At 68.9% G+C, this 25,925-nt stretch carries 27 protein-coding genes and 4 pseudogenes; 18 read left to right on the top strand and 13 right to left on the bottom strand.

Going from position 1 to position 25,925, the window contains the following annotated elements; genetic code table 11:
• Positions 1-25 precede the first annotated feature (25 nt).
• Positions 26-481, bottom strand: coding sequence for a hypothetical protein (locus O0S08_RS11075; RefSeq protein WP_269039046.1), 456 nt, complete (start codon positions 479-481; stop codon positions 26-28).
• A 999-nt stretch (positions 482-1,480) separates the two neighbouring features.
• On the opposite strand from O0S08_RS11075, the gene O0S08_RS11070 reads away from it, so the two are divergent.
• From O0S08_RS11070 to O0S08_RS11050, 5 genes are all read left to right on the top strand, one after another.
• Entirely contained in the window at positions 1,481-2,038 is a 558-nt protein-coding gene (locus tag O0S08_RS11070) for a hypothetical protein (protein WP_269039045.1), read from the top strand.
• Positions 2,039-2,040: 2 nt separating this feature from the next.
• Positions 2,041-3,738, top strand: a complete 1,698-nt coding sequence (locus O0S08_RS51040; protein WP_276082595.1) for a DUF8740 domain-containing protein — start codon at positions 2,041-2,043, stop codon at positions 3,736-3,738.
• 61 nt (positions 3,739-3,799) lie between these two features.
• The gene (locus tag O0S08_RS11060) at positions 3,800-4,258 is read left to right on the top strand and encodes a hypothetical protein (RefSeq protein WP_269039044.1); all 459 of its coding nucleotides are present in this window, start codon (positions 3,800-3,802) and stop codon (positions 4,256-4,258) included.
• Positions 4,259-4,289: 31 nt separating this feature from the next.
• Entirely contained in the window at positions 4,290-4,991 is a 702-nt protein-coding gene (locus O0S08_RS11055) for a hypothetical protein (RefSeq protein ID WP_269039043.1), read from the top strand.
• Between the two features lie 544 nt (positions 4,992-5,535).
• Positions 5,536-6,663 carry an acyl-CoA dehydrogenase family protein gene (locus tag O0S08_RS11050; RefSeq protein WP_269039042.1) on the top strand — a complete coding sequence of 376 codons (1,128 nt, stop codon included), beginning with the start codon at positions 5,536-5,538 and terminating at the stop codon, positions 6,661-6,663.
• Between the two features lie 570 nt (positions 6,664-7,233).
• Here O0S08_RS11050 and O0S08_RS11045 read toward each other — a convergent pair.
• Positions 7,234-7,590 carry a hypothetical protein gene (locus O0S08_RS11045; RefSeq protein ID WP_269039041.1) on the bottom strand — a complete coding sequence of 119 codons (357 nt, stop codon included), beginning with the start codon at positions 7,588-7,590 and terminating at the stop codon, positions 7,234-7,236.
• A gap of 14 nt (positions 7,591-7,604) precedes the next feature.
• A complete protein-coding gene (locus O0S08_RS51265; RefSeq protein ID WP_371879533.1) occupies positions 7,605-7,844 on the bottom strand; it encodes a MerR family transcriptional regulator in 240 nt (79 codons plus the stop codon).
• A 156-nt stretch (positions 7,845-8,000) separates the two neighbouring features.
• Here O0S08_RS51265 and O0S08_RS11040 point away from each other — a divergent pair, with 156 nt between their 5' ends.
• Complete coding sequence (locus tag O0S08_RS11040; protein WP_269039040.1) at positions 8,001-8,399, top strand: hypothetical protein; 399 nt, start codon at positions 8,001-8,003, stop codon at positions 8,397-8,399.
• Complete coding sequence (locus tag O0S08_RS11035; RefSeq protein ID WP_269039039.1) at positions 8,396-8,746, top strand: hypothetical protein; 351 nt, start codon at positions 8,396-8,398, stop codon at positions 8,744-8,746. Before O0S08_RS11040 ends, O0S08_RS11035 begins: the two co-directional genes overlap by 4 nt.
• A 96-nt stretch (positions 8,747-8,842) precedes the next feature.
• Here O0S08_RS11035 and O0S08_RS11030 read toward each other — a convergent pair whose 3' ends face one another.
• Both O0S08_RS11030 and O0S08_RS11025 read right to left on the bottom strand, forming a co-directional pair.
• Positions 8,843-9,544, bottom strand: a complete 702-nt coding sequence (locus O0S08_RS11030) for a hypothetical protein (RefSeq protein WP_269039038.1) — start codon at positions 9,542-9,544, stop codon at positions 8,843-8,845.
• A 24-nt stretch (positions 9,545-9,568) separates the two neighbouring features.
• Positions 9,569-9,823 carry a hypothetical protein gene (locus O0S08_RS11025; protein ID WP_269039037.1) on the bottom strand — a complete coding sequence of 85 codons (255 nt, stop codon included), beginning with the start codon at positions 9,821-9,823 and terminating at the stop codon, positions 9,569-9,571.
• Positions 9,824-9,922: 99 nt separating this feature from the next.
• Here O0S08_RS11025 and O0S08_RS11020 point away from each other — a divergent pair, with 99 nt between their 5' ends.
• From O0S08_RS11020 to O0S08_RS11010, 3 genes are all read left to right on the top strand, one after another.
• The gene (locus tag O0S08_RS11020; protein WP_269039036.1) at positions 9,923-10,240 is read left to right on the top strand and encodes a hypothetical protein; all 318 of its coding nucleotides are present in this window, start codon (positions 9,923-9,925) and stop codon (positions 10,238-10,240) included.
• A gap of 338 nt (positions 10,241-10,578) precedes the next feature.
• A complete protein-coding gene (locus O0S08_RS11015; protein WP_269039035.1) occupies positions 10,579-10,806 on the top strand; it encodes a hypothetical protein in 228 nt (75 codons plus the stop codon).
• Positions 10,803-11,273, top strand: coding sequence for a hypothetical protein (locus O0S08_RS11010; RefSeq protein WP_269039034.1), 471 nt, complete (start codon positions 10,803-10,805; stop codon positions 11,271-11,273). The genes O0S08_RS11015 and O0S08_RS11010 overlap by 4 nt, the downstream gene beginning before the upstream one ends.
• A 22-nt stretch (positions 11,274-11,295) precedes the next feature.
• On the opposite strand, the gene O0S08_RS11005 is transcribed toward O0S08_RS11010, so the two are convergent.
• The 4 genes from O0S08_RS11005 to O0S08_RS10990 form a co-directional block, all read right to left on the bottom strand.
• Complete coding sequence (locus O0S08_RS11005; protein WP_269039033.1) at positions 11,296-12,198, bottom strand: hypothetical protein; 903 nt, start codon at positions 12,196-12,198, stop codon at positions 11,296-11,298.
• 235 nt (positions 12,199-12,433) lie between these two features.
• Entirely contained in the window at positions 12,434-12,817 is a 384-nt protein-coding gene (locus tag O0S08_RS11000) for a hypothetical protein (protein WP_269039032.1), read from the bottom strand.
• An 865-nt stretch (positions 12,818-13,682) separates the two neighbouring features.
• Positions 13,683-14,204, bottom strand: a complete 522-nt coding sequence (locus O0S08_RS10995; RefSeq protein ID WP_269039031.1) for a hypothetical protein — start codon at positions 14,202-14,204, stop codon at positions 13,683-13,685.
• 46 nt (positions 14,205-14,250) lie between these two features.
• Positions 14,251-15,456, bottom strand: coding sequence for a hypothetical protein (locus O0S08_RS10990; RefSeq protein ID WP_269039030.1), 1,206 nt, complete (start codon positions 15,454-15,456; stop codon positions 14,251-14,253).
• 240 nt (positions 15,457-15,696) lie between these two features.
• Between O0S08_RS10990 and O0S08_RS10985 the strand changes: the two genes are divergently transcribed.
• Positions 15,697-15,873 carry a hypothetical protein gene (locus O0S08_RS10985; RefSeq protein WP_269039029.1) on the top strand — a complete coding sequence of 59 codons (177 nt, stop codon included), beginning with the start codon at positions 15,697-15,699 and terminating at the stop codon, positions 15,871-15,873.
• A gap of 290 nt (positions 15,874-16,163) precedes the next feature.
• On the opposite strand, the pseudogene O0S08_RS10980 reads toward O0S08_RS10985, so the two are convergent.
• A pseudogene (locus O0S08_RS10980) lies at positions 16,164-16,985 on the bottom strand (carboxyvinyltransferase).
• A 503-nt stretch (positions 16,986-17,488) separates the two neighbouring features.
• Between O0S08_RS10980 and O0S08_RS10975 the strand changes: the two are divergent.
• From O0S08_RS10975 to O0S08_RS10965, 3 genes are all read left to right on the top strand, one after another.
• Positions 17,489-18,112 (top strand): hypothetical protein, encoded by a 624-nt coding sequence (locus O0S08_RS10975; protein ID WP_269039028.1) that lies wholly within the window; start codon positions 17,489-17,491, stop codon positions 18,110-18,112.
• A gap of 132 nt (positions 18,113-18,244) precedes the next feature.
• Entirely contained in the window at positions 18,245-18,841 is a 597-nt protein-coding gene (locus O0S08_RS10970) for a hypothetical protein (protein ID WP_269039027.1), read from the top strand.
• Positions 18,842-18,955: 114 nt separating this feature from the next.
• Entirely contained in the window at positions 18,956-19,570 is a 615-nt protein-coding gene (locus O0S08_RS10965; protein ID WP_269039026.1) for a hypothetical protein, read from the top strand.
• A gap of 262 nt (positions 19,571-19,832) precedes the next feature.
• On the opposite strand, the gene O0S08_RS10960 is transcribed toward O0S08_RS10965, so the two are convergent.
• On the bottom strand, positions 19,833-20,750 hold the full coding sequence (locus O0S08_RS10960; RefSeq protein WP_269038376.1) for an MBL fold metallo-hydrolase: 918 nt from the start codon (positions 20,748-20,750) through the stop codon (positions 19,833-19,835).
• Positions 20,751-20,936: 186 nt separating this feature from the next.
• On the opposite strand from O0S08_RS10960, the pseudogene O0S08_RS10955 reads away from it, so the two are divergent.
• From O0S08_RS10955 to O0S08_RS10945, 3 genes and pseudogenes are all read left to right on the top strand, one after another.
• A pseudogene (locus O0S08_RS10955) lies at positions 20,937-21,560 on the top strand (cytochrome P450); the annotation flags it as partial.
• A 149-nt stretch (positions 21,561-21,709) separates the two neighbouring features.
• A pseudogene (locus O0S08_RS51260) lies at positions 21,710-21,907 on the top strand (helix-turn-helix domain-containing protein); the annotation flags it as partial.
• Between the two features lie 668 nt (positions 21,908-22,575).
• Positions 22,576-23,232 (top strand): hypothetical protein, encoded by a 657-nt coding sequence (locus O0S08_RS10945; RefSeq protein ID WP_269039023.1) that lies wholly within the window; start codon positions 22,576-22,578, stop codon positions 23,230-23,232.
• Positions 23,233-23,287: 55 nt separating this feature from the next.
• Here O0S08_RS10945 and tnpC read toward each other — a convergent pair whose 3' ends face one another.
• The gene (tnpC, locus tag O0S08_RS10940) at positions 23,288-24,688 is read right to left on the bottom strand and encodes an IS66 family transposase (RefSeq protein WP_269039022.1); all 1,401 of its coding nucleotides are present in this window, start codon (positions 24,686-24,688) and stop codon (positions 23,288-23,290) included.
• 30 nt (positions 24,689-24,718) lie between these two features.
• Positions 24,719-24,952, bottom strand: a pseudogene (tnpB, locus tag O0S08_RS10935) (IS66 family insertion sequence element accessory protein TnpB); the annotation flags it as partial.
• Between the two features lie 519 nt (positions 24,953-25,471).
• On the opposite strand from tnpB, the gene O0S08_RS10930 reads away from it, so the two are divergent.
• Complete coding sequence (locus tag O0S08_RS10930; protein WP_269039021.1) at positions 25,472-25,864, top strand: hypothetical protein; 393 nt, start codon at positions 25,472-25,474, stop codon at positions 25,862-25,864.
• Positions 25,865-25,925: the final 61 nt, after the last annotated feature.

Below are 25,925 nucleotides of genomic sequence, written 5' to 3'. Positions count from 1 at the left end.
ATGTCCTTCGCCAGACGGCATTCGTTCAACAGCCCCTGGTGAGCCTGTGGAACTCCCCGAACGGGCTCGTCTTGATCTCCCTCTTGCCTTTCTTGCCGGCTTTCACCTTCCAGCACTCGGAATAATCGACCCCGACCCCATCGCTCGCGTGGATCGTGACCTTCACCGGATGCGGGCAGTGGTTGTGGTAGTAGATGGTCGTGGAGCCCTCGCCTTCTTTCCACGAGAAGTTGGCCCCGTCGTCTTGGGGCTTGTCGCACGCGACGGTGAAGCCGCGTCTTTCTTGCTCGTCGCCCGGCTCGGCCGCGGGCGGCGCAGCGGCTGCGGGCGCGGCCTCCGTGGCGGCGACCGGGTGGACCGCGAGCACGCCCTCGCCTGCGAGGCCGCGCATGTCCGACGACGTTTGCGCGTACAGGGCGCCCGAGGCCAGCGCGACGGCGACGGCAATGCCGACATGAGCCATCCGATTCTTCATCAGCATGGCAATTCCTCCTTCCTCTGCGAAGAGGTAGCACCGGGGCGATGACTGTCAATCGCGGTTTCCTCGCGCGGGCGCGGTCGCGCGAATACTCGTCGTGGAGCGTGCCAGACGCGGCCACGACGAGCGGGACACGCACTGCAACGATGATGACTCGCCCGGCCGCCGGGGTCGCCCGCGCTGGGCCACGCCGGCCCGGCCGCGCTCGCTTCGCGGCGATGGGGCACGCCCTCGTCGAACATGTCAGGCCCCCGGCCGCGCTCGCTCGGCGTCGAATCCACATGTCCCTTCGAACATGTCGAATTCGCCCGGGCGCGCTCGCTTCGCGTCGGTTCGACATGTCTCTTTGAACATATCCGACCCGCGCTCGCTCGCTCCGGACAGATTTGATGGGACATGCCGCTCGAACACCTCCGGCCGCGCCCACATGCTTCGGACCGGTCGGACATGCCGCTTTGAACCCCTCCGGCCGCGTCTGCATGCTTCGGACCGGTCGGACATGCCGCTTTGAACCCCTCCGCGCCCGCTCGCCTCAGGTCGACGGACAGGCCTCTGAACACTCCGGCCCGCGCCCTGCCATCATTGCCGCCGGCCGATTGCCACGAGCAGCGATTTCGCGCCCGTTCGCGCGCCGGATCCCGGCCTCCCGCTCGCGTCCGCCCGCCCGGGCGCGCGCGACGATCGTCTCCGCGAGCCCCCATTCGGCGCGCGGTCGTGCCCGTTATCCGCGACGTAATGTTCACACCAGCGAGCCGCCCGCGAGCCCGGTCGCCCCCGCTCTTCGCCGCCGAATCGGCCGCCCGCGCCCGCCTCGCGCGCGATTCAGCCGATCGGCGCCCCGCCGCGCGCGGCCCCGCGAGTGTCGATTCCGCGCCGGCGAGCGGCGGGAATGTCTCCGAGCGACCACACACGGGGACCTTCAGCAGCCTCGGGCTTTGTGGATAGTCTCGCCACCACCGGCGGGCCTGTGGGTGCCGTCGGCAGATTGGATAGGGAGCGAGGATGCACTTGATGGCATGGATTGGAAGTACGGCCCATGGGCCGCCGCGCCCGTGGTCGGCGCTCGGCATCGTCGCGCTGCTCGCAGCAGCGTGCGCCGACGACACGACCACGGTGACCGACACCCTCCCGGGGACGACCACGCAGACGACGGACGAGCCCGACACGACCGAGTCGCCGCCGACCACCACGGTCACGCCGACGACCACGGAGCAGCCGCCGACGACGTCGCTCACGGGCACCGATTCGACCACCGCGGTCGACCCGACGACGACCACCACCGGCCCGACGACGACGGACACCACCGACACGACGACGACCACGACGGACACCACGACGACCACGACGGACACCACCGATACCGACACCGACGGCACCACCGGCAACGAGATCGTCGGCAAGTCGATCACCCAGACCGTCAACAGCGGCACCGTGGCGACCAGCCCCAACTTCCGCATGGTCTTCACGCTGGGTCAGCCGACCCAGAACCAGGGCGTCTACACCTCGAACAACTTTCGACTGCAAGGCGGCCTGATCGGCGCCAACGGGAACCCTCCATGAGAATGCAACGATTCGGCTCCTTCTTAACCCTGAAGAAATGGTGTCTCGGCACGATCCTCGCCGGCGCGTGGGCGCTGCCGATCGAGGCCAGCGCGCTCGCCGTGCCGGAGCTCGTCACCCACCAGGGTCGCCTGTTCGACGCCAACGGCCTGCCCGTCGACGGCACCCAGGACCTCACTTTCACCATCTACGACGCCGAGGTCGCCGGCAACGAGATCTGGTCCGAGACCATCAGCGTCAGCTTCGACGAGGGCTTCTTCTCGGTCCGCCTCGGCGAGCAATTGGCGCTCGACGAGAACGTCTTCGACGGCTCGACCCGCTGGCTCGGCATCACCGTCGGCGCCGACCCGGAGATGACGCCCCGCGCCGCCATCGTCAGCGTCCCCTATGCCATGTTCGCCGGCGACGTCCGCGGCGAGATCAATCCCACCAACGTCAACATCCAGGGCTTCGGCCCGGTCATCGACCAGAACGGTCAATGGGTCGGCGACCCCTCCGGCCTCATCGGACCTGCCGGCCCGCCCGGACCCGCCGGTCCCGCCGGTCCCGCCGGCGCCGAGGGTGCTGCCGGCCCCGAAGGCCCCGCCGGTCCCGCGGGCCCCGCCGGCCCCGCCGGCGCGGAGGGCCCTGCCGGTCCTGCCGGTCCCGCCGGCCCCGCCGGTCCCGCCGGCCCCGCCGGCCCCGCCGGCCCCGAAGGCCCGCAGGGCGCCCCCGGCGACGTCGGTCAGCCCGGCCCCGCCGGCCCCGCCGGTCCCGCCGGCCCCGCCGGCCCCGCCGGCCCCGAAGGCCCCCAGGGCGCCCAGGGCCCGCAAGGCCAGCAGGGCCCGCAGGGTGCCCAGGGGCCTCAGGGCGAGACGGGTCCCCAGGGTCCGCAGGGCGTGCAAGGCGAACCCGGCCCGACCGGTCCCCAGGGCCCGCAGGGCGACGCCGGTCCCCAGGGCCCGCAGGGCGTGCAAGGCGACCCTGGCCCCGCCGGCCCCGCCGGTCCCCAGGGCGACCCCGGCCCGCAGGGCATGCAGGGCATGCAGGGCGACCCCGGCCCGGCCGGTCCCCAGGGCATGCAAGGCGACCCCGGCCCCGCCGGTCCCGCCGGCCCCGCCGGCCCCGCCGGCCCCGCCGGCCCCGCCGGTCCCCAGGGCGCCCAGGGCCCGACCGGGCCGATCGGCCCGATCGGTCCCATGGGCCCCGCCGGCCCCGCTGGCGCCGCCGGCCCCGCCGGTCCCGCCGGCCCCACCGGCCCCACCGGCCCGCAAGGCCCCCAGGGCGCCCAGGGCCCGCAAGGCCCCCAGGGCCCGCAGGGTCCCACCGGCATCGTCGCGGTCACCCGCTTCGTCGGCCAGGTCGGCAGCATCCCCGCCAACGGCGTGTGGACCTGGGCCGGCCCACCGGTGACCGTCAACGTCGCCGCCGGCCAGCGCCTGACCGGCTCGGCGATCTCGTCGCTCGGCCTCTCGTCCAACGCCACGCAATTCAGCAACGCCGACCTCTGTTTCGCGCCGATCAACGGGGCGCTGAGCACCTTCTCGAACGCCGCCGGCGTCGAGCACCTGTTCAGCATCAACCCGTTCCCGATCGGCGGCAGCGGCTCGGTGGTGCCCGGCGCGGGCAGCTGGAACGTGGGCCTGTGTGTCCAGAACCTGGGCCCCTTCACCATCAACAACAACGGCTTCGTCACCGGCTGGGTGATGCTCACCAACTGAGAGGCCACGCGCCCCGCTGCGGCTGGCAGCGGGGCGCGGGCTCCGGCATCCTCCGCACTCCGTGTCGACCTCGACGGCGATCCTCCTGGCCGGCGCCCTCATCGGCCTCGGCCTGTTCCTCGGCCTCCGCAGCCTGGCCCCGGGCGGTCTCGCGGCCGCGCCCGGCGGTCCGCCGCCGGCGGCCCCTCCCGCGCCCGCGAGCCCGCCGCCGCAGCCGCCCGCGCTCGACCTGGCGACCGCGCAGCGCCACGCCGCCAACGCCCTCGCCTATCACCGCGACGCCCTGCGCCAGGACTGCTACCTCCCCGCGGTCGCCGGCGAGGCCACGCCGCCGACCGTGCTCCTCGAGTTCAACTACACCTTCGACGCCGAGGGCCTGCAGATCGCCCGCGGCGCGGTCGAGACCCGCGGGGCCTCGCGCCCCGAGGTCACCCAGTGCGTCCTCGCCAAGCTGCCGCCGCTGCGGATCCCCCGGCCCGGCCAGCTCGTGACGGCGACCCTCCCGCTGTCTTTCCCATGATGTCTTTCGGGACCTGTCCAAAGGAACATTGATGGCATCGCGCGGATTCTACCTGGTGAGCGCGGCGCTGCTCGGCGGCAGCGCGCTCCTGCTGTGGCTCGTCCTCGGCGGCGCGCCCTCCCCTGGCCCCGACGCCTCGACCGCCGCCGCCGCTGCGGCCGCGGCTGCCGACGGGCGCGCGCTCGGGGTCGCCGGCGCCGACTACGACCCCGCTCGCGACCCCGAACGCGGCGACTCGCCGCGCCGCGCGTCCGCGGACCTGCTCGCCCAGGAGCCCCCGCAGGTCGCCGAACGCCCCGCGCGTCCGCCTGCGGCCGTGCTGCCGCCGGAGCCGCCGATCGTCGGCAGCCCCGGCCTCAACGCCGCCAGCGAGGCCAGCGTCGCCGCCCAGCCGAAGGTCCTCGCCGCCCTGCGCGCCGACCTCGACGGCCGCCGCGACGCCCTGCGCAAGGCCTGCTGGCCGCCCGGCTCCGACTACGGCGCGACGTTCACGGTCGAGACGACCTACGCCGCCGACGGCTCGCTGCTGACTCTCGGCGTGTCGGACGTCCCGGGCATGCCCGGGGTCGGCACCTGCCTCATGGGCCAGATCGGCCAAAAGCCGCCGGTGCTCGCCGATGCCCCCGGCGCCGACGTGACGGTCGCAGTCCCTGTCGTCTTCGCCGGCGACCAGAAGCCGCCGGAGCCGGAGCCGCGCACGTTCGGCGGCGACGAGCCGGATCCTGCCCGCTGACCCGGGCGCCGCGGACTTTTCAATCCATCGCAACTCGCCCGCGGCCGCGCCTCGGCCCGCGATTGCCTCTCGCCGCGACACGGCCTTCGCTGGAGCTGCGCGTCGGCCCGCGATTGCCTCTCGCCGCGACCGCCTTCGCACGCCTCGCAGCTCTGCCGGACGGCGCATTGGCGGTCCGCCCGCGATCGCCTCGTCGTCGCCTTGACACACCTCGCCCCGCGATTGCCTCGTCGTTCACCGCGACGGCCGGCGCACGGCTCCGCTCGCCTGCCCCGTAGTGACCGCCGTTCGCCGCGAGGGGCGTGCGGCCGCTTCGCCGTCGCCGGCGAGCGACGGACCATGTCCCGAAAGACATGTCGTAACCAGCAGGCCGACCGCTCGCCGGCGCGCCCGCGTGCCGCAGCGATTGCGCCGTCTCGCGCCCGGTGTCGCCGGCCCGCGACACCTAACGGCGATTCATAACAGGGTTCGGGGTATGCCCACCACGCGCAACCTCGGTCGCGCGTGCTTGCCCGCTGGTCCCTGGCGCAAGACGATGGCGGCCATGCAAAGCGACCCTGGTCATCTTCAGCGAGCGCGGCGAATCGTCGACGAGGTCATCGCCCCCCACGCCTGCGAGGTCGATCGCGGCGTGTTTCCGCGGGCCGCCATGCGCAGCCTCGGCGCCGCCGGCCTGCTCGGGCTCCTCAGCGCCGAGGAGGTGGGCGGCGCCGGCCTCGGCCTGCGGGCGGCCGCCGAGGTCGTCGAGCTCGTCGGTGGCGCGTGTGGTTCGACCGGGATGGTCTTGTGTATGCATTATTGCGGGGTCGCGGTGATCGAGCGTCACGGCCCGCGATCGATCCGCGCCGCGATCGCTGCGGGCGAGCACGTCACCACCCTCGCCTTCTCGGAGGCCGGCTCGCGCAGCCACTTCTGGGCGCCCGTCAGCACCGCGCGCAGCGTCGCCGGCGGCCGGATCCGCCTCGACGCCGAGAAGAGCTGGTCGACCTCCGCCGGCGAGGCCGACAGCTACGTATGGTCGAGCCAGCCGGTCGCCGCCCAGGAGCTCAGCACCTTGTGGCTGGTCCCCGCGGGCACCCCGGGTCTCAGCATTCCGCGCCCGTTCGACGGGCTCGGCCTGCGCGGCAATTCGTCGGCGCCGATCCGGGCCGACAACGCCCTCGTCGACGCCTCGGCCATGCTCGGCCCCGACGGCGGCGGCCTCGACATCATGATGACCACCATCTTGCCCCACTTCCAGGTGCTGTCGGCCGCCTGCTATGTCGGCCTCGTCGACGCCGCCGTCGCCGGCGCGGTCGCCCACGCCAGCCGCGCCCGCTTCGCCCACATCGACCAGACCCTCGCCGATCTGCCGACGATCCGCGCCTTCGTCGCTCGCTGCATCGTCCAGCGCGACATGGCCCGCGCCCTGCTCTCCGACACCCTCTCCGCGCTCGAGGCCGGCCGCCCCGACGCCCAGCTCCGCGTGCTCGAGGTCAAGGCCGCCGCCGCCGAGGTCGCCACCACGGTCACCGAGCTGGCCATGCGAATCTGCGGCGGCGCGGCCTTCCGCAAGGAGGTCGGCGTCGAACGCCAATTCCGCGACGCCCACGCCGCGACCGTGATGTCGCCGACGACCGACCTGCTGTACGACTTCATCGGCAAGCACGCATGTGGCTTGCCGATGCTGTAAACAGACTCCCTCGCAGCACCCTCAACTCGCCCGTTCTCCTCTCCTGGGCCAGTAGACGGTGTTCCGAGGGAGTTACCAATTCCCCCATCAGGCCCGCGGCAACCCGCGTCTGGCTTGGCAAAACATAGGGCAATTTGGCAAAATCCAACTGGCCTTTGGGACACATGCTCTGCAAGTCAGATCACGCAGCCGGCCTGCAAAGAAAGCTGACCCAAAAGACAGAGGGGACAAGCCGTCAGGCCGGTCCCCTCGTCTTCTTCGTCGCTGAGCTCAAGCGCTCGGTCGCGGGGCACGTCTGGCCGAGCGGAGTCTCTTCGCCTCGCTGCGCCACCACTCCTCCGGGTCAACCTCAAGCACAGTGGTCGTCAGGAGCTCTGGGATCTGCAGAACGGGATAATTTCGCGCGGTCACGGGCCTCAACGTAGGTCGCGCACCGCGAAAGGCAACCCGCTGGCAGTCAGTCCGGCCGGCTGTCGCCGGCCAAGCGCCTGGAGCGCAGGCCGCCACTGGACCACGGCGTAGACGGCCATGAAGGCCACGAGGACGAGGTCGATCCAGGAGGGAAGGGGATCATTCTGCAGGCACCCCATCAGCTTGATGCAGCCTCAGATCCACCTCTGCCGCCACCCACTCCCCTGCAGCTTCCTTCTGCTGGAGAGCCAACGCAAGCGCTTGGCGCAACTCATTTGCGGGTTTCATCCAAGCAATCACGTCCGGCGCGCGTCCCTTAGTCTGCGAGAGAATCTTTGGCAGGGAGGGGTGCGTCGACTGCAGGGTTTCCAGATCCGCGAGTATCTTCTCGTACAACTCCAGCAGGACAGTCTTCGCAGTTCGCTTGTGGACCAACATGCTCATCGCGTGGAACCGATTGATGAGCCGAGCCAGAGGTTGGAGATCAGGGGGTAGTTCGTCCAGTTTTAGCGTCATGACTCTCCTTGGCTTCATGGCTGTCCTTTTTGTGACGGCTTGAACTCCCCGCGCTCGAGCTTCCCGCGGATCTCGCCGAAGTCGAACCCAGCATCCAACTGAGACTTCACCCACGCGGCTTGAGCGACAGCGACCTCCGAGAACCGTGAAGTCTGTCCCCTCCGACCGCCGTGATGGAGTTCGGGAGTCGGAAGAACCCCCTCGCGGGCCCATCTGAGGATGGTCGTTGCGTGTACACCGACGCTCGCGGCCACCTCGCGGGTCGTCCGCCAAGGTCTTTCCGAGGTTCGTGAAGCGCCGTGCGACACTCCCAGAGTTTAGCTGCCGCGCGGTTGTGATTTCCGGGTCCTCGAGGATGGCTATCGCTCAGTCGACGCTCGATCGACGCTCAGTCTGCCTGCGAGGAACTCATGACCAAACCACCCAAGACCCGCGTCCGCGGCCTGCCTGGCGGCCGTCTCCTCCTTCTCCAAGAGGATCGGAGTATGTCGTCGGCGCTCGGCGCGCTCCTTCGGTACGCCATCACCCAAACCCGAGACGAGAAGGAGTGCGCTCGCCTCTGCCAGGTCTCGGTCGCCAAGCTGAGGGCCGTCTCGAAGCTCACTGGCGTTCCCTTGTTGTTCCCCCTCCGCGACGAGGACAAGGACGAAAGGCCGAACCGGCTCGCGGTCGTGGCCCAGCAGCTCCGAGCGCACGGACTCAAGGTGCGCACCGAGACCGGCCTCGTGATCCTTGAACTCGAGACCGCTGAACACCTCGTCGCACTCCTGCGGGACCTCCGGACGATCGAAGAACGGGGGCACGTATGAACGTGGCGCTCGACATCGAGGACATGCCGCCGCGCCCCGTAGGGTCCCCCGTGGACTTCTTCGAGCGCTTGAGCCTCGCCCTCAAGACCACCGACGCGACCGTGCTGGACGCGGCCGCGAGGGACTTCCGCGGGATCTACCAGAGCGCCCACGAGTACATCTCGAACCAAGTGGCCGAACACCTGCCCCCCTTCCTCGGCTGGCTTCCCGCCTCCTGCGACCCGGGCCGGCTGCGCGAGGGGTACGAGGCCGGAAAGATCCTCGTCTGGGTCGTCCCGCTCGAGGAGAACCGAGTCATGGTCTTCGAGAGCCTGCGCGAGTCCTTCGCTGTCCTCAAGCTCGCGTAGCCACGCGAGAAAACCCCGGGAGGACTATCCCTCCCGGGGCGGAGCAGAGCACCCACCGCCGCGGCCCCCCAGGACCCGCGGTGTTCTTGCTTCTACCTACGCCTCCGCCGGCCAGCAGACCGAGACCACCTCCCGGTCGAGAACCACGTCCATACACGCCTGCCCCTTGGGACAGCCCAACTCGCAGGGCTGGAGGCACAGCCCGGTGAGTGGCTCAACGCCGAGCGGACAGTCGGGGCTCTGGCAGCTCTCGCCGACTACGTTGCCCAACAGATCCATGATGGGCGTGCAGGCGGGCTCGGGTTCTTCTCCGGAGTCCGAGCCCGAGCCCGATTCATCGCCGCCGCCTGCGTGTGGCCAGCATCCCCATGCGTCTTGGCCGTCCCACTGGAGATGCAGGCAGGTCAGATCCTTGGGGCAGGAGTCGTCTTCGCAGTCGAGAACGCACTGGCCGCCAAGCTCGACTCCCCAGAGGCAACCGCAGTCCTCTCCTTCGCAGGTCTGGCAGATCGTCCCGACGCGCTCCTCGGGCGGCTCGAAGCCGAAGCCGCCCAGGACATCGTGGCACTCGGTCACCGGCGATGAACCTCCGGTGGTGGTCGGCGATGAGGTGGTGGTAGGCGATGACGTGCCCTCGCCGGACGTGCTGGACATGCCCTCCGTGGCGGTCTCGGAGCTGGTGGGCGATGATGTGGTGGCGCCCTCCGTGGCGGTGGCGCTGGTGGAACTGGGCCCGTCGGGGAGGTCGCAGCCGATGAGCATGACGGACAAGGAGATGATGGCGATCGAACGCAGCATGATTGTGAACACACCTACGTCTGGTCAGTGCCCAACCGCAGGATCTCCGATCACCTCAATCTCGACCTTTGGCTCGAGCTTGATTGGCGTGATTGCCTCGACCTGCTTCGACTCCTCGTTCTTTGCTTCGACCTTGGGCTGGCTCTGATCTGCAGGGACCGGGATTGGAGGGCAGGCGCGCTCAATGATTGCGACGGCGATGATGAGAACGACGAGCAGGCCCGTTTGGATCGTCCCTTGCTTGGCGGTCTGGAGTGCGGCAGATTGTTCTCTATTCATGCCTATCGCTACCCAGAGGCTAGGTAGCAGGTCTGCATGGGGGATGATCCTCGGCCAGCACGACGACAGCGCCGCCGCTCAGGTGGCGTGGGCTCCGTCGTGCTGATGGTCCTGGATCGCTGGCTGGTGCAGATCAGCGCCGGTCTCGTCGTGGGCGTGTGGCTGATCTCCGACTGGGCCCGCTTGCCCTTGTCTGAAGGGACTAAGGCATCGCTCGCTGCTTTCGTGGGCTATGCGCTGCTGAAATCGAAGAGCGACAACAGGTGGCGCGCCCTCGAGATGGAGCGTGACGAACTCCATCGCCTGGTCGAGCGGCTCGAGTCAACCTCACCAGGGTCCCCCGAGGCGCTGGCGGTTCGCCGCGAACTGGTGGCGTTGGCCCGTAGGGTCGACTCGGAAGGAGGCGACGATGCCTAGCTTCACCCACATGACCATGGGCCGGTTGACGACTGGACCGCACCAGGTTGCCTCGCGGAACGGGCCCTATCCGAGGCTGGTCACCGAAACTTGGGCCCATCGCCTGGCCAGGGAACACGGGACAGGCCTGGGCCAGACGCGGCGAGGTCGACCGCCGCCCGATGCTGCTGCCCGAGTCATGCAGACGGTGATGCTGCTGGGGGCGCTCTGGCTGGCGTTGATGATCCAGTGCGTGGTGGGTTGACCAAAAGCGATGGATTATAGCGTGTCGACTTCGACCGCGCCGACGTGGCAGAGCGCCACGTTCGTACCCCCCTGGCGTGCTATCATGAAAACCCATGGACACGAAGCTCGAGGCGCTCCTCATTGAGGAAGCGCGAGGGGAAGCCATGGCCGAGCTCAAGACGGCGCAGTGGATCGTGTGGGGCTGGGAGTGCTCGCTTGAGGAGGAGCGCGACTCCCGCCGCGACGAGGAGCAGCTCGGGTCCTTGCTCCGAGGGTTGGAGGCTGCCCGCCTCCACCTCGAGATCCTGCTGGCCGAGACGTGCTACAAGAGGCGAACATGAGCCTCCCATCCTCTCCGCTCGACCTCCCCACCATCCGCGTCACCAACTTGTTCCCCTTCCCGGTCGAGGGGCATGTGGTCGTGGACGAGGAGGCCTACCTCCGCCTCAACCTCCACAACGGGCCCTCCCCTTGGGAAGACCCCGACGTTCTCGCCCATCTCCCGCAAGGACCGTTCGACCCCTTCCTCGGCGTACACACCACCGCGGATGCCAAATGGCTGCGCGCGAACGTTGGTGAGGACCTCGTCTTGATCAAGCTCCCGCTGGAGAAGCGCCCATTCCAGGTCGGTGACGCGGTCCGTCTGGCGTCGAACCGGCAAGTCCAGGGGGTGATCACCGAGACCGATCGTCATGGGGGACTCAAGGCTGCCCTGCCCCCGCCGACCGCTCCTCAGCTCTACGCGGCCGAGGATCTCGTTCTGGACAACCGGTCCACCACGCCCCCGATGAAGATGCCCACCAACTGAACTCGTGGCGTCGACCTGCGCGCTACTGGGCGCCTTGTGGCTGGCCTTGGCCATCCAGTGCGTCGTGGGTTAACAGTCCTCGGACTGGCTCCAAGTATACAAGCAATCGCTTCATCTGCTCGACTTGCGGAGGAGAGGCTCTGGCCCAGATTGCGATGAAATGGGTTTTATATTGTTCGTGCTTCGGCAGATCTCCGGTCCAAGCTGCCAAGAGCCCGCTCTGGACGAGAGAATCGCAAGCGCTGCGCAGTTTCAAAGCACCATTTCCCGGCACAGGAACAAGCTGCACGTTAAGTGCGCTCCCCTCGTAGATCCGGAAGACCTGATGGAGAAGGACTTGAGGCGAGATCTTCTGGGTCAGTTGCGCGACAACCGCCTCTTCGTCGCTATCCACTGTGCTCAGTTTTGCAAAGCAATCCGCTATCGAGAGCGTGAACCGCAAGATCTCGGCGTCAGCCTGGGCAAAATAAGACCCGAAGATGCGGTACTCCCTGTCTGGATGCTCTCTCCTCTTCGCATAGGCTGCCACCAGCAGCAGGATGCACTTCCTGGCAATGTGGTCAGTCGCCTCCATCATCTGACGAAAACCTCTGTCGAGGTTCTCAGCAAACCAAGCTTCCTCGCCATGTAGTTCCAGTAGCTGGGTGAGAGCCCCGGGGTCGTCGCAGTCGAGCTCGAACGCCAGATCCTCGAGGTACTTGGAGAACTTGCGGATGTGGTAGGCCGACCAGGCAAGGGACATGAAACCCAGCACGGCCGAGAGCGCGCCTACGTTCGTGTTGATGTTCTGCGGGAGGTACTCTTTCAGCAGGTCGATCCCCGTTGCCTTCCCCACCTCCATCGTCTTCCTGGCGATGGCCTTTGTGGGCTCGGTGTCTTGGTGGCCGGGATCGTTGAAGTCGGGGTCGCGGTCGTGCTCGTTCATGGTGCGGCCAGTTTAAGAGCGGTCTCGGTCCCGTGCCACGGACGGCTGAACGCTGTCCTGGCGGCGTTGCCGCGGTGGTCCTTCCGCCGCTTGCCCCTTGCGTGCCGAGTTGGTCGGCCATTCCCACGACCGATCCGCAATTGGACGGGCCAAATCCGGACAATTCTGCGCAGGCGGCGCTCGGTGCACGGGGGATAGTGAATGTCCACATCCCCCGTGAACCTCTGGAGATCCACTATCTGGAGTGGATCGCCGGATCCAGAGCCGGGTGGTAGGTCCGATGCGCGCAGGGCCCGGTGCTCACCAGCTTGCCAGCCTTGACCATGCGGTGGAGCCGCTGGCAAAGGCGGAAGTAGCCGCGGGAGTAGGGTTCGATCCCGAGCGCCCGGCGGATGAGGTCCATGGAGGCGCCCATCCTCCCGCTGGAACGGACCAGCCGGAGGAGCTGGTCCATCTCCTCGGCCACCTCCTTGCGGCTGCGACGGAGCCGAGGGGGTGGATCTGAGGCGGACGCGGGGGCCGGCTCGACGCGGATCCGGATGCCGTCGCGCGTCGTGATGTGGGCGACGCGATCGGGTGGGAGCTGGATTGGGATGGATTGGATGATGATGGTGCTCATGCTGTTTTGGCAGCGGTATGAGCGAGGTATTGAGGATAATCTTCGTCGGGGAAAGATTAGACTGAAGTAGAGTAGATTAGCCTTCCGACTTGGGGGATTGGAGTAGAGTAGAGTAGCCCCGATTTGAGGAGTAGATTGAATCATCGACCGCAGAATCACGGTGCGGACAATGCGCTTTGTCATAGTTCTGTCATGGGTCCGTGGCGGGCCGCCAGACAGCCTATGCGCACGCCTTTGGTGTGCGGGCCCGGATGTTCCGGCCCGCGCGTCGTAACCAAAAAGAAAGGCCCGGGGATCCACCCCCGGACCTTTGGAAAGAAGAAGGACATGGCACTGTCCCCCCTCACTGATACGCTGGCCGATAAGGCCGGCACCCAAGTTTCCTCCACCGACGTCTCGCGGATCCTCACACCCGAGTCGTGGGACGCTACGATCGACCACTACGCATGGCAGCGCAGGCGGCCGCAAGTCCTCGCAGAGGCCCTCGCACATGATCCTCTGACGGTGGACAGCCCCTGGCTCTCCACGTGGGGCTCGTGCCGAGCCACCGGAGATGGTGCGAGCCAGAACACATCCCAGCTCGAGCTGAAGCGGTGGCCCCGTGGCATCCGTCAGGAGTTCCTCGAGTTCCTCACCACCCGTGGGATCGGCAGGAAAGCCGACGCTACGGCCGTCTACGCGTTCATCGTCCGCCGAGACGCGCGTCCTCGAGGTGGTCTCGGACCCCGACGACATCGTGCGTGTCCTCCACGGTGCGCGAGCCCCACCGCGACCGCCCCGGTCCTGCTGTTCACTGGTTGACCGCGCCGGCCTCCAGTGCCGCGCTCGGCCTCATTGTCGTGACCTCCAGCGCCGCTCCTGCTGTTCACCGGTGGACCGCGCCGGCCTCCAGCGCCGCGCTCGGCCTCCCTTGTCGTTTGCCCGACGAGGAGTTCGTCTCGGCGTGCCCCTTGTCGTTTGCCCGACGAGGAGTCCGTCTCGGCGTGCCCGCCGGGCCCAGGTTCACGATACCTGCCGACCGAGAGCTCTGTAGAGCTGTTCGAGGTCGAGCATCGGGGTTCACGAATTGACCCTGCTCCGTGGACCTCCAAGCGTTCTCGTACTCGACACTTCGACGAAATTCCCCCTTCGAACCGCTAAAGCGCGAGATCCGCACGAACGCCGCCTCCGCCCGCGTCCGCTCGACCGCTCGCTCGCCCGGCTCGTCGAACTCGTCGTCCGGCGCCGCGCGCAGCCCCTCGGCTCCCAGCAACGGGTCAGCCTGCAAAACCATCGCCCCGGTCAGCGGCGCGAGCCCGAGGCCGCCCACCAGCGGCGCCACCACCAGCCCCGGCTCGCCGCGCAGCAGCGAGGCCTCGGCGATCAATGCATTCAACGTGTAGGCCATCGTGGGCCGAGCATACGACCCACGACGCTCCCGCGTCGAGCGGCCCTCAGAAGCCCAGGCCGAACGTGCTGCAGCCGACCCCGAACGCGTCGATCCCGTCGCCCGCGCGCAGCCGCTGCATCGTGCCGACCTGCCCCGCCGGGCAGTTCGTCTGCGCGAACGGCTGCCCGCCGTTGCCGCCGATCGCCGCCAGGTTGGTCGTCGCACCGAGCGCGATCGACCACGCCCCGTCATTCGCCTCGCTGACCACCAGCGGCGCGCACGTGAACGTCAGTTGATCGACCAGCCCGCCCGAGCGACCGCTGAACCCGACGATCATCTGGTCCGTCGGGCACATCCGCATCCACTGCGTCACGCCCTGCAGACCGCGCTGCGGCAGCGTGACCGGGTCCGTCACCGCGACCGAGAACCCCTCCATCGCCGGCACCAGCCCGACGGTCCCGCACACGCCCTGGATCCGCCCGTGGTACGAGCCGACGAACCCCTGGAAGCCGATCAGCACCTTGCCGGCCGGGCACGGGTCGTTGAACGGCGAGCCGCCGTTCACGTTGCCCACCTGGTTGGTATTACCGCCCGCCACCAGCGTGATCGTCTTCGGCGTCACCACGCACTTGTTGCTACACAGGTCGTTGTTGACCTCGTTCGCGTCGTCGCACGCGTCGACCCCCACCTGCACGAACCCGTCGCCGCACTCCGCCAGCAGGCACATGCTCGTGCACTCGTCCGTGTCGACGTCGTTGCCGTCGTCGCACGCCTCGCCGGGCCCGACGTCGTTGTCGCCGCACACCACCGCCTCGCCGCTCGAGCTGCTGTCCGCCGTCGTCTCGCTGCTCGACTCGCTCGTGCTCGACGTCGACTCGCCGGACCCCGTCGTCGACCCCTCGCCGCTCGTCGACCCCTCGCCGCTCGTCGACCCCTCGCCGCTCGTCGACCCCTCGCCGCTCGTCGACCCCTCCGTGCCCGTCGTCTCGCCGACGCTCGTCGCGTCGGTCGTCGCGCCCACGGTCGTGTCGCTCGTGCTCGGATCGACTGCCATCGTCGTCGCGTCGCCGGTGCTGCTCCCGGTCGTCGATCCCCCGGTCAATTCGCCCGTCGACTCATCGACGGACCCCGTGGTCGGCGTGCCCTCGGTCGTGCTCGCCGTCGTCGTCGAGCTCGCGCCCGTGCTCGACCCCGACGCCGTTTCGGTGCCCTCGGTCGCAGTCCCACCACACGCAAACAACCCTGAAATCACAAGCGCAAAACGTTTCATCCGCGGATGCTCTCACTCTGCCCGCACCCCAGCAATCTCCGCGTCGCCGCGCAACCTACGCGATCGTGCAACAATGGCGCGGCTGATCGTTCGCACGTCGGTCCCGACCACCCGCGGCGTCGCGTGGATCCCCGCGATATGCATCGACATCGTGAGATATCGATCGTTCGATCGTCGCATCGCACCGACCTCTCGCCACATGCTCGCACCGGTTCGCTGCATCTGCACCAGTCCCGGGCGATGCGATCTCCCAAGCACTTCCCCGGCTCGCTGCATCTGCACCGTCCTCCGGCGGCCGCGATCCCCCGCACGCCGGTCGGCGGCATCGCCGCCAGGTCGTGGCCGCCGCGGTACCAGCTGCCCACGAGGACATGTCCGGAAGTTCCGGCGACGACGCGCTTGCTCGACCAGCGGTAGCCCCACTCGTCCGGGCCGGCGACCAGCGGGCCGGGGTCGAGGCCGTGGCGGCGGACCAGCGCGGCCCGCTTCTCCTCGCGCTGGGCGGCGACGTCGAGCGCCTGCAGCGGGCAGCCGGAGCAGACGCCCGGGCACGCGGCGGCGCCGGCGTCGCTGTGCGGGCAGGGCGGCGGGCGCCGGCGCGGGTGCGGGCGGGCCACGGCGAGGCGTGCTCGACGCGGGCCTCGACGCGTTCGCCGGGGTAGCCCCCGGGGACATGTACGATGATACCTGTCGCATCGGACAGGCCATCACCCTCCGGCGAGAGCCCGTCCAGCTCGAGGGTCAGCGGGTCGCCGCGGCGCACCGTCACTCGACCATGCCGAGGCCGGCGAGCACCTCGAAGAACTTGGGGAAGGTCTTGCCGACGCAGCCGGGGTCGCGGATCGTGACGCGGCCGGCCAGGCTGAGGCCAGGTCGAGGTCGACGCCGCGCAGCGAACCTGTCCCTCGGACCAGGGTGTCGTGCTCGCCCTGCTCGACCGCGGCGCCCATGCGCGCGAGCACCTCGCCGAAGCGAGCGTCGCCCTGCTGGCTGGCGCGGCCGAGCCCGGGCACCGTGACCTCGCCGCCGTAGATCGCCGCCAGCGACCACAAGTAGGTCGCGGCCGAGGCGTCGGGCTCGACCAGGTAGTCGCGCCCGCGCAGCTCGGCCGGGCTGACCTGAAGGACATCTGATTCGACCCACGCGGCCTCGGCCCCGAAGTCGCGCAGGCAGGCGAGGGTCATGTCGACGTAGGGCCGCGCCGGGGTGCCCTGCTCGAGGACGATGCGCAGCGGGGCGGCGGCGAGCGGGGCGGAGGGCGGAGATGAACTGGGAGCTCGGCGGACGGGCCAGGCGGATCTCGCCGCCGCGCAGGTGGGCGCCCCCCTGATCTCGCACGGCAACATGTCGTCGGCGCCGCGGCAGACGATGTCGGCGCCCTGGGCCCGCAGGGCCTACAGGAGGCCCTCCATGGGCCGCTCGCGCATGCGGGCGCTGCCGTCGACGAGGCAGGCGACCGGGGAGGCGGCCAGCAAGGCGGCGAGGAAGCGCGCGGCGGTCCCGGCGGTGGCGACGCCGAGCGGACGCAGTGCCGCGCTCGGCCTCCTTGTCGTGACCTCCAGCGCCGCTCCTGCTGTTCACCGGTGGACCGCACCGGCCTCCAGCGCCGCGCTCGGCCTCCCTTGTCGTTTGCCCGACGAGGAGTTCGTCTCGGCGTGCCCCTTGTCGTTTGCCCGACGAGGAGTCCGTCTCGGCGTGCCCGCCGGGCCCAGGTTCACGATACCTGCCGACCGAGAGCTCTGTAGAGCTGTTCGAGGTCGAGCATCGGGGTTCACGAACTGACCCTGCTCCGTGGACCTCCAAGCGTTCTCGTACTCGACACTTCGACGAAATTCCCCCTTCGAACCGCTTAAGCGCGCCCCCTCAAAAAATGGAGTAAAGTCGGTCCCATGCCAGAGAGGGCCAGACCATGGGCTTGATGAGTTTCCTGAAGGGCCTGTTCGGGAGCCGCCCGATCGATGTCGATGACGACATGCCCGCGCTCCCCCCCGCACCCGTCCCCGCGTTCACACCCGCACCCGCACCCGCACCCATGCCGATCCAGCCACCCGCTCCCCCGCCCCCGCCCCAATTTCGCCTCGCCGAGCGCTACCCGACCGAGATCGACTTCCCGGCGGTGCTCCGCCGGGCTGGCGTCGAGGTCGAGCAGCAGCAGCGCGTGACCAAGGCTCAGGACCTGCTGCGGAGCCTGCCGGAGAACTCGCCGGCCGCGCTGAAGCGGCAGATCGTCGAGGCGGCGTTCACCGCCTTCGATGTCCCGACGCAGAAGATCATCCAGGCAGCGAGCGCCGAGGTGGACGCGCTGCAGGCGTTCATCCGCGAGGGCGGCGCGCGGGCCCAGAAGGTGATCGACGAGGGCACCGCACGCATCGCCGAGCTCGACGCGGAGATCGCCGAGATCCGCGAGTCGATGGCCGCCGCGCTGGCCGACCAGGCGATCCGCGACGCCGCCACCGAGGAGCAGATCGCCGGCGTCAAGCCGATCCTCGCGTTCTTCGCCCACCAGGAGCCCGGCCTCGGCGACTTCATGAACAGCCGCGACGTCCCGCCGCCGGCCTTCATGCGCGAGCCCTCGCAGGCGAACTTCATGAAGCCCCGCGCCGCGCAGCCCTCGAGCCCGCTGCCGGACACCCTCACCGACATCGACGTCGAGTGAGCCCGCCGCCGGCGAGGCCCGCCGCCGCGATGGAGCGCGCTCCATCGCGGCGCGGATCGATCTCGCCTCAGCGGTCTCGCACCGGCACGTCGAGCGCACGCGTCGGGGTAGTCCATCAGGGTCGCGCCCCGCATGCACGCGCTGCTCCTGTTCGCCGTCGACGACGCCCACGCCGCCAGCGTCGGGTGGATCGCGGCGCGACACGGACTCATCGGCGCCGTGTTCGGCGTGCTCGCCCTGCTCGCGCATCACCACTGGCGCGCCCGTGGCTGGACCGTCGGCGTCGTCGTCGGGCCCGGCGCGCTCGCGCTGGGTCTCCTGGCCCCCGAGTCGGCGCTGGCGTGCCTCGGGTACCTCGCGGCATACGCCCTCGTACTCGAGCGCGCCGAGGGCTGGCGAGCTCGCGTGCGGACGCTCGCCCCGTACGCGCTCGTCGTCGTCGCCTGGTACGCGGCCTATCGCGCCTTCGGCCACGGCGCCCAGGGCTGCGGCATGTACCTCGATCCGGCGGCCGATCCGCTCGCCTTCGCCGTCTCGGCGCTGCTTCACGTCCCGCTGCTGCTGATGGCCCAGCTCGGGCTGCCGGCGGTGGTCGAGCTCCTGGTGTTCAGCGCTCGAAGAGCTGCGCGCAGGCCTCGCGCTCCCCGCGGCGCCATCCGTCGACGAGTTCGGCGTCGGTGCTCATGCCGACAAGAAGATGCCCCGACACGAGCTCGATGTCTCGTCTGAACGTGCCCCACCGCCCGCAGAGCGGCATGGCAGCCGCGAGCGGCCGCCCTCCACGTCTGTCGCACGCAGGATCGAATGGTGCGCGCCGGTCGTAATGAGGCAGGATGGTTCTTCATGACGCTCTGGCGCCTGTGCTCGCTCTTGACCGCGTCCGCGATGGTCGGCTGCACGCCGACACCGCGGTCCGTCGCGCCGCCGCCACCGACCGCCCCGGCGCACGGCGACGGGGCGGCGCCCGGGAAGTGCGGCACACGCCCGTACGCCCTCCACAACCCGCGCGACACCCATCAGGACATCGCACGGCGGACGAGCGGCGCGATCGCCTGCGCGACCCCCTGTGAGCCGCGCCCCGCGTTCGCCACGGGGTCGCTCGGGCGGAACGAGCACGGCGGCTACGGCTTCCTCGAGGTCGCCGTCGAGGCCTGTCAATTCGCCGGTATGGACGTCGACATCTCCGCGTGCCACGCCGTGTGCGAGGGTCAGGACCTGCTCGGCCGCCTCCGCGTCGAGACGCGACCGCGGGGCCCCGCGGCGCACACAACCCTGTGCCGGAAGTTCGAGGCCCTGCGCGGCCCGCCGAACATCGGCTCGTGCGACTGCCTGCAGGATGACATCGTGTGGTTGCCGACGCCGGAGCTCGCGGGCGTCGAGTTGAACTTCATGGGCACCTACACCCTCGACTGCGGCTTCCCCGAGGCGAACTACACACCCACGCGTCTTCCGGGTTGATCGGCGTGCGGATACGACCTGCCCGACTCCGCCGTCGAGCCATGCGAGCGCGCGAGCTGCCAGCTCGACCTGGACGAGCTCTGCGCCGCGCTCGATGTCGAGGGTCCGCGGCCTGCGGGCAGCGGGTGCGCCCAGGACCATCAAGAAGACCCAGGGGACCGTCCAGACCTTGAAGGAGTTCTGGAAGCCCCTCCGCTGCCAAAACGCCGCGGGTCTCCACTCGGAGGGGCTTAGTCCTCACTCCGCCTGCCTGTGGCAGAGATCAGAAATCCCAGATGACCGGTACCCAGCGGAAGGCTTCACCTTCAATAGCCACGCGGCCGACGGAGGGGAACGGCAAGTGCGACGCCACCAGCAGGCCGCCCGTCCTGGCAAGTTCGCGGAACAAGCCGATGCGCACGCGCGCCGACTCCTCCGGGTCGTGCTCGAATCCGTTGTGCCAGTCCGGGTGGTCGAACGCGACCAGGAACATGGCGTCGCCGGCGAAGGTCAGGCGCTCGCCGTCCGACGCCAGGTCAACCACGCTGTGGCCAGGGGTGTGGCCGCCGGTGAGGCGAACCACCACGCCTGGCGCCACCTCGTAGCTGTCCTGGAAAATGCGCAGGCGGTCGCGGTACTCTTCCAGAAAGCGCGTGGCGGTAGTGCGCAGCACGTTCGGCACCGGCGTAGGCATGGACGTTTGGGAGAAGTCCGGCGTGCCCCAGAACTCCACCTCGGCGGCAGCCACGTGGATGCGCACATCGGGATTGAGGCGCTGCTTCACATCGTCCACCAGCAGACCGCCCACGTGGTCCATGTGCATGTGGGTGATGATGATGTCGGTGACGGCCGCCAGGTCGATGCCGGCCGCCTTCAGGCGCTGCGGGAATTGGCCGGCGCGGGGAAAGCCAGCGTACTGGCCGCCCAGGCCCGCGTCGACCAGGATGATCTGCTCGCCGCTGCGCGCCACCATCACGTTCAGCGGCCAGTCGAACGCGTCCTGCGGCATGTACATGCGGTCCAGCCAGGCCGACAGGTCGGCCGGATCAACGTTGGTGGCCATGGTCGCGGTGGGCAGCGGCAGCACGCCGTCGCTGACGACCAGCACGTCGATCTCGCCGACCTGCAGCGCGTAGCGGGACGGAACCAGTTCGTTGAACTGCTGGCTACCCTGGTGCGCGGTGTTATCTACTGCAAACATGATGAAACCTCCATGAAAACGGCCCGCCTGGGCGGGCCAAGCCAGTCGGGCGACTGGCAGCAATTGGCTGGTCTTCATCGTAGACAGGGAGCGTACCGTGCGGTAGGCACGCCGAGGGGATCACTGTGGTGCCTGATCTGCACCAAAGGATAGCGCGGGCGCCTGGAGCTGATGGCCGCTCTGGCGTACCTCGCGGCCCACGCGACCGAGCGCATGCAGCGGCCGCGTGAAGACCTGCTGACGAAGCTGGTCCAGGCCGAGGTCGACGGCGAGCGCCTCACCAGCAACGAGGTGGTCAACTTCGCCACCGTCCTGCTGATCGCCGGTCACATCACGACGACGATGCTGCTCGGCAACACGGTGCTGTGCCTCGACGCTCACCGCGAACACATGGCCCGCGTCCGCGCCGACCGCCGCTGGCTGCCAGGGGCGATCGAGGAGTCGCTGCGCTTCCTCAGCCCGTTCGCGGCGGTCGGCCGGGCGACCACCGTCGAGACCGAGCTCGGCGGGGCGCGGATCCCGGCCGACAAGCTGCTGATGGTGTGGATCGCGGCGGCCAACCGCGACGAGCGGCAGTTCGCCCGCCCCGACGAATACGACCCGACCCGCGATCCGAGCCCGCATGTCGCGTTCGGCCGCGGGATCCACGTCTGCCTCGGCGCGCCGCTGGCCCGCCTCGAAGGCCGCGTCGCGCTCGGCATCCTGCTCGACCGCTTCCCCGACCTGCGCGTCGACCCCGAGGGGCCGGAGTTCATCCCGAGCCCGAACATGACGGGGGCGCGCAAGCTGCCGCTGCTGCTCGCGTCGTGAGCCGGGCGGCACGCACGTCCCGCGGCGGCGGTGCGCGACGCGGCGCCGCGAATTGTGAAAGCGAAGGTTCATTCGTATTTTATCGAGGGACGCGACCTCGCGCCACACGAAGAGGATCCATGTCGAACACACTCGTCACCCCACCCGTCATGCCGAGACGACCCAGGCCCGTCCTATCACCCCGAAAGACCCCGCAGCAGGCGCGTTCGAGCCGCCTCGTCGAGGCCATCCTGCAGGCCGCGGTTCGCGTTCTCGAGCGCGACGGCGCGGCCGCGTTCACCACCGTTCGCGTGGCGGAGCGGGCCGGCGTCAGCGTCGGCTCGCTCTACCAGTACTTCCCCAACAAGAACTATAACACCCATCATTCGGCCCCCTCGTCTCCTGGCCGTATTGATGGGTGTTTAGCCACGCGTTTCCACCATCAGTTACGATCCATCCCTGGCAAAACGGCCGGTTTTGGCAAAGCCCTGGCAAAGGGTCTGGGCCTTCACTGGAGGATGGTACGCTTGGGGGGGGAGCCGCGCGGTTCCCCGACTACCTGCGGCCGACCCCGCACGCGCGGAGGTGCAACCCCCCGCTGCCACAATCTCGCCGGTGTCGTTAGACAGCGCGAGGATTCTCAACGTGTCGCCAGCGATCCCGGGCGGGAGCCGGTTCGGGACGATGAACCAGGTCGGCCCGCTGCGAAGCCGAGGCAAAGCCGGAGCCAGGTCGAGCCAACCGAGCCGACGACGCCCACTGCGAAGCCGACGACGCCCGCTGCGAGGCCGAAGCGCCAGGGCCGAAGCCAGGTCGAGGTCGAGCCGATCCAGAGCGACAGGTGGTTCACGCCGGACGACGTCGTCCCGTCTCCGTCGCCAGATCATCGGCCTGACAGATGACCCAGGGGCCGCGTTGCGGGTTGGGCGTGGATCGGTGTTGCGTCGGTCGCAGCATGGCAGGGGTGCATACCGCGCGTCCGCTCGCGGTTCGCCCGACTCCCCGGCGCCGTCCGTGCGGGTTATGCTCGCTCGCCATGGACTCTACAAACGCGCAAGTCACCATCAACAAGGGCAGCCTGGTAGTCTTCGTCTCCGCGGTCTCGGAGCAGACCCAGAGCGACGTGCTGATTTCGACGCTGTTCGCTCAGCTCGCCGCCGACAAGAAGTTCGACCGCGAGAATGCAACGTATGACTGGTACCGACAATACAACCAGGTTCTCGCGACGTTAGGCTGGGATGGGGGCTCCTTCGACCCAAGGTCTTGGGAGTCCAGCAACGATTCCTTCACCATGGACGAGGTGATCCTCGAGATCGCCGCGGCGAGCCTGACCGGCGTCCAGTCGCAGGCGGTCGCGGCCGTTCTCAAGCAGCTGACTCGGCTGCCGAAGACGGACGGCCGGCTCGGCGAGTTCTACCGCGAAGCCCACAGCCAGCGCAGAGGCAACTTCCAGATCGCCGTGTGCACCGAGCTCGACGGTTTGGTGTTCCTGCAGGACATGAGCTTCATCTTCGAGACCGAGGACGAGGTGACCGACCTCCTGTCCTTCCGCTTCTCGAGCGGAAAAACCAAAATGCAGACCGCCGTCCAGGCCCGGACCCTGAACTTGCAGCTGTTTGCCATGTCCCGCGACACCACAGTGAGAAAGCTGGGTGGGAACATCGCTAGTTTCACCCGCCCGCTCCACCTCTAAGACAGAGCCGCGCAGGCGGGATCAAGGCGAGTGCGCGAATCGACGCACCATGAATTCATGGCAATTCGAGGCAGCCGGCGAGAGGGCCCCTTCCTCGCTGCCGAGGAACAGCCAATTCTTGCGCCCGATGACCTCGCGCCGGCTGCAGGGCTGTCCGTTGATTGCGGGCGTAGCCGAGGGCCCTGGCCAGCGGCGTGCCGTCGAGGGCGAGCGCGGCCTGCTGGTCGCACCAGAGGAAGAAAGCGTCGACGATCGGCTTCGACTTCGCCTGCCGGACCGACTCTCGCTTCTTGCGTGGCGCCGTCGCCAGCGCCCGCTCGATCTTGAAGAGTGCCTTGATCAGCGACAGCGCGTGCCTGGTCAGCTCCGGCTCCGAGCCGAGGCACTTGAAGAAGTACCTCCTGCAGTGGGCCCAGCAGCCGACCTCGACGACCTCGCCGGTCGCATACAAGTGGTCATAGACGGCGTGGGCGTCGGCGACGAGATAGCCTGTATAGCCCTTCAGGAGCCGATCGACGGCCTCGCTGTCGTGGGCCGGCGAGAAGCGGAACAGGACGTGGCGCTCGGGCGCGACGAGCACCCAGAAGTGGGCGCGCTGGCACTGCTCCTTCGCCTGCACGAGGACGCCGGTCGCGTCGGTGCAGAGATAGGGCTGCGCGAAGGCGTCGGCGAACATCGCCTCGACGAGCGGCTCGACCAGGTCGGCGAGCTGCTCGTGCCAGCCGCAGATCGTCGAGCGCGCGAGCTGGAGGCCGTCGCGGGCGTAGAGCGCCTCGAGGCGGTTCGTGGGCAGATGGTCTTGCCAGCGATGCACGATCGTGTCGGCGAGGAGGCCGGGGCCGGCGAGGCCGCGCTCGATCGGCAGCTCCAGTCGTTCCGCGATCTGCACGGCCGGCCCCTCGTCGTCGATCGTGCCCTCCGCCTCGCCCTTGCGGACAAACTTCGGCCGGACGATCCGCGCCACGACCAGCGAGGCCGGTCGACGCTCGACCACCTCGCAGACGACCTGGCCGATCCGCTGGAACGCGTCGAGGCCCTCGCGCACGACCTCGGGCGGCAGCACCTCAATCTCGACCCGCGGAAGGTTCTCGGGCAGGGGCCGGCGGCCGCGAGAGCGCCGCCGAGTGGGCGCGGGACGATCGACCTCCGCGTCGTCGGCGTCTTCGTCGTCGGCATCGTCGAGCTCGACTTCTTCCCCGATCTCCTCGACGACGACGTCGCGGCCCGCGAGCATCATCTCGAGGATCTGCAGCGCGAGCTGCGGGTCGTCGCCGGCGGTGAAGCGCTCGGCCTTCTGGCCGACGACGATGCCCTTCTCGAGCAGCTTGCAGTGCTCGAGCAAGTCCAAGTAGAGCTTCTTGTACCGCTCGCGCTCGGCGGTCAGCTTGTCGATCGCGTCCGCGTGCTCGCGGATGCGGCTCTCGAGTTCATGGCGGACGAGCTCGACCTCGGTCACGTCTCCTACGTACGCTTTTGAGCGCTCACGTCAAGAGCGATTTCGCCCCTCACGCCGCGGAGCTCGCTCGACGCCTCGCAGCAGCTCCGCGAAGCTCTTCGTGTCGACGACCACCGAGCGCTGCGACGGCTCGCCCGCCACCGGTACGCGGAACAGCGCCCGATGCAGCCGCTTGTACATCAGGCAGTAGCCGTTACGGTCCCACCACAGCACCTTCACGCGATCGGACCTGCGACTGGCGAACACGAAGACCACGACATGTCGCCCGGGATCAGCAGCGCGAACGTCCCTCGCGCTGGCGGCTCGGGCTGCAGCACGACCGCGCCACGGTCATCACGATCTTCGTCGGTCTCTTTCGCCATTCATCCTCCGGGGCCTCCTTGTAGGTCCCCGGCTGACGCCTCGTCACGACGCAGCTCACCGGACGCTTACCTCCGAGGGCTCGCGGCTCTTTGCAGACAGGTTCGCGCCCCTGAAACACACACATCATCGACGAGTCGCAGCCTGCGCTGGACCGCGGACCCCGATCGGACCCTCCGGGGGCGCACGCCGGGACCATGCGAAGCGCCTCGACGACGTCATCGTCCAAGACGCTCGCAGCCGATCACGCGGGCCGCGCGTCGACGGTAATGTCGTGCCGGCCACGCTCCGTCCTCCCTTCCAAATTCCGGATTTGAGTCCCTATAACGCGAAATTTCGCCAATTTATGTCGGACTTCGGAGGTCGCGGAACTACGGACATGCAAGCCACGACGATCGCGGCTTCCCTCCTCGGAGAACGACCATGACCACCTACAAGAAGATGAAGTGCTTCAACCTCATGACCGGCGAGTTCGTGGGCTACCTGGGCACCCACGACAACTACGTGACCGTCACCGACGCCAAGGGCGCGGCTGTTCTCGTGTGGGCGTCGAGCGGCGCGGACCTCTACCTCGAGAAGGAGACCACGCCCAACGATCGCTACCTCGGACTCGCGGACCAGGACTACGCGGGTTGGGGTCTCAAGGGCGGCTGGCGCAACCCGGTCATCCTCAACAGTGACGGCTCGATCTCGCTCAAGGACGACCCGCGAAGGAAACTTTACGGCCCCGTCGCCAAGATCACCGCCAATTACGTCGCCTTCACGGAGGCCGGCGACAACAACCAGAACATCCTGCGGTTCGAGATGGAGTCCTGAACGCGACGAGGCGCGGACGAGCGCGGTGCGCGGCCTCACCTCGCTCGTCCTCCCTCGCGCA

Source organism: Nannocystis punicea (assembly GCF_026965555.1).
GTDB lineage: Bacteria > Myxococcota_A > Polyangia > Nannocystales > Nannocystaceae > Nannocystis > Nannocystis punicea.
Note: the sequence above shows the minus strand (reverse complement) of the source record. Positions and strands in the feature narration are given on the sequence as shown.

What these genes read in the sequence shown, in the direction of transcription:
- O0S08_RS11055 (WP_269039043.1), top strand. Translation starts at nt 4,290, where the DNA reads ATGGCATCGCGCGGATTCTACCTGGTGAGCGCGGCGCTGCTCGGCGGC.
- O0S08_RS11030 (WP_269039038.1), bottom strand. Translation starts at nt 9,544, where the DNA reads ATGCTGCGTTCGATCGCCATCATCTCCTTGTCCGTCATGCTCATCGGC.
- O0S08_RS11050 (WP_269039042.1), top strand. Translation starts at nt 5,536, where the DNA reads ATGCAAAGCGACCCTGGTCATCTTCAGCGAGCGCGGCGAATCGTCGAC.
- O0S08_RS10995 (WP_269039031.1), bottom strand. Translation starts at nt 14,204, where the DNA reads ATGGCCTACACGTTGAATGCATTGATCGCCGAGGCCTCGCTGCTGCGC.
- O0S08_RS11070 (WP_269039045.1), top strand. Translation starts at nt 1,481, where the DNA reads ATGCACTTGATGGCATGGATTGGAAGTACGGCCCATGGGCCGCCGCGC.
- O0S08_RS51040 (WP_276082595.1), top strand. Translation starts at nt 2,041, where the DNA reads ATGCAACGATTCGGCTCCTTCTTAACCCTGAAGAAATGGTGTCTCGGC.
- O0S08_RS11010 (WP_269039034.1), top strand. Translation starts at nt 10,803, where the DNA reads ATGAGCCTCCCATCCTCTCCGCTCGACCTCCCCACCATCCGCGTCACC.
- O0S08_RS10990 (WP_269039030.1), bottom strand. Translation starts at nt 15,456, where the DNA reads ATGAAACGTTTTGCGCTTGTGATTTCAGGGTTGTTTGCGTGTGGTGGG.
- O0S08_RS10930 (WP_269039021.1), top strand. Translation starts at nt 25,472, where the DNA reads ATGACCACCTACAAGAAGATGAAGTGCTTCAACCTCATGACCGGCGAG.
- O0S08_RS10985 (WP_269039029.1), top strand. Translation starts at nt 15,697, where the DNA reads ATGCGATCTCCCAAGCACTTCCCCGGCTCGCTGCATCTGCACCGTCCT.
- O0S08_RS11075 (WP_269039046.1), bottom strand. Translation starts at nt 481, where the DNA reads ATGCTGATGAAGAATCGGATGGCTCATGTCGGCATTGCCGTCGCCGTC.
- O0S08_RS10960 (WP_269038376.1), bottom strand. Translation starts at nt 20,750, where the DNA reads ATGTTTGCAGTAGATAACACCGCGCACCAGGGTAGCCAGCAGTTCAAC.
- O0S08_RS10945 (WP_269039023.1), top strand. Translation starts at nt 22,576, where the DNA reads ATGGACTCTACAAACGCGCAAGTCACCATCAACAAGGGCAGCCTGGTA.
- O0S08_RS10975 (WP_269039028.1), top strand. Translation starts at nt 17,489, where the DNA reads ATGCCGATCCAGCCACCCGCTCCCCCGCCCCCGCCCCAATTTCGCCTC.
- O0S08_RS11045 (WP_269039041.1), bottom strand. Translation starts at nt 7,590, where the DNA reads ATGACGCTAAAACTGGACGAACTACCCCCTGATCTCCAACCTCTGGCT.
- O0S08_RS11035 (WP_269039039.1), top strand. Translation starts at nt 8,396, where the DNA reads ATGAACGTGGCGCTCGACATCGAGGACATGCCGCCGCGCCCCGTAGGG.
- O0S08_RS11040 (WP_269039040.1), top strand. Translation starts at nt 8,001, where the DNA reads ATGACCAAACCACCCAAGACCCGCGTCCGCGGCCTGCCTGGCGGCCGT.
- O0S08_RS11000 (WP_269039032.1), bottom strand. Translation starts at nt 12,817, where the DNA reads ATGAGCACCATCATCATCCAATCCATCCCAATCCAGCTCCCACCCGAT.
- O0S08_RS11005 (WP_269039033.1), bottom strand. Translation starts at nt 12,198, where the DNA reads ATGAACGAGCACGACCGCGACCCCGACTTCAACGATCCCGGCCACCAA.
- O0S08_RS10965 (WP_269039026.1), top strand. Translation starts at nt 18,956, where the DNA reads ATGACGCTCTGGCGCCTGTGCTCGCTCTTGACCGCGTCCGCGATGGTC.
- O0S08_RS11015 (WP_269039035.1), top strand. Translation starts at nt 10,579, where the DNA reads ATGGACACGAAGCTCGAGGCGCTCCTCATTGAGGAAGCGCGAGGGGAA.
- O0S08_RS11025 (WP_269039037.1), bottom strand. Translation starts at nt 9,823, where the DNA reads ATGAATAGAGAACAATCTGCCGCACTCCAGACCGCCAAGCAAGGGACG.
- O0S08_RS10970 (WP_269039027.1), top strand. Translation starts at nt 18,245, where the DNA reads ATGCACGCGCTGCTCCTGTTCGCCGTCGACGACGCCCACGCCGCCAGC.